We start from the raw sequence: 1,180 nt of genomic DNA on the forward strand, positions 1-1,180 counted from the left end.
TCGCTTATGCGAGGATCTTCGACACGACGCCGGAGCCGACGGTGCGGCCGCCTTCGCGGATGGCGAAGCGCAGGCCGTCTTCCATGGCGATCGGGGCGATCAGCTCAACCGTGAACTTCAGGTTGTCGCCGGGCATCACCATCTCGGTGCCCTCGGGCAGCTGAACGGTGCCGGTCACATCCGTGGTGCGGAAGTAGAACTGCGGGCGGTAGTTCGCGAAGAACGGCGTGTGACGGCCACCTTCTTCCTTGGTCAGGATGTAGACCTCGGCTTCGAACTGGGTGTGCGGGTTCACAGATTTCGGCTTGCACAGAACCTGGCCACGCTCCACGCCGTCACGGTCGATGCCGCGCAGCAGGACGCCCACGTTGTCGCCGGCTTCACCGCGATCCAGCAGCTTGCGGAACATTTCCACGCCGGTACAGGTCGTGGTCTTGGTGTCCTTGATGCCGACGATCTCGATCGTGTCGCCCACGTTGATCACGCCACGCTCGATACGACCGGTCACAACCGTCCCGCGGCCGGAGATCGAGAACACGTCCTCGATCGGCATCAGGAAGGGCTGGTCCACGGCACGCTCGGGCTGCGGGATGTACTCGTCGACGGCCGCCATCAGTTCGCGGATCTTGTTCTCGCCGATCTCGGGGTCACGGCCTTCCATCGCGGCAAGCGCGGAGCCTGCAACGATCGGAATGTCGTCGCCCGGGAAGTCGTATTCGGACAGCAGCTCGCGGACTTCCATTTCCACCAGCTCCAGCAGTTCCTCGTCGTCCACCTGGTCGACCTTGTTGAGGAACACGACCATGGCGGGGATACCCACCTGACGGCCGAGCAGGATGTGCTCGCGGGTCTGCGGCATCGGGCCGTCAGCGGCGTTCACCACCAGGATCGCGCCGTCCATCTGGGCGGCACCGGTGATCATGTTCTTGACGTAGTCGGCGTGGCCGGGGCAGTCGACGTGCGCGTAGTGACGGTTCTCGGTCTCGTATTCCACGTGAGCGGTCGAGATCGTGATCCCGCGGGCCTTCTCTTCCGGCGCGCCATCGATCTGGTCATAGGCCTTGAAGTCACCGAAATACTTGGTGATAGCCGCCGTCAGCGTCGTCTTGCCGTGGTCAACGTGACCGATCGTGCCGATGTTACAATGCGGCTTGCCGCGCTCAAACTTTTCCTTTGCCAT

At 63.1% G+C, this 1,180-nt stretch carries 1 protein-coding gene; it reads right to left on the reverse strand.

Annotated features, from left to right (window positions below):
* Positions 1-4 precede the first annotated feature (4 nt).
* Positions 5-1,180, reverse strand: a complete 1,176-nt coding sequence (tuf, locus tag EP237_RS22850) for an elongation factor Tu (RefSeq protein WP_127563108.1) — start codon at positions 1,178-1,180, stop codon at positions 5-7.

Source organism: Nioella ostreopsis, from assembly GCF_004000255.1.
Lineage (GTDB): Bacteria > Pseudomonadota > Alphaproteobacteria > Rhodobacterales > Rhodobacteraceae > Nioella > Nioella ostreopsis.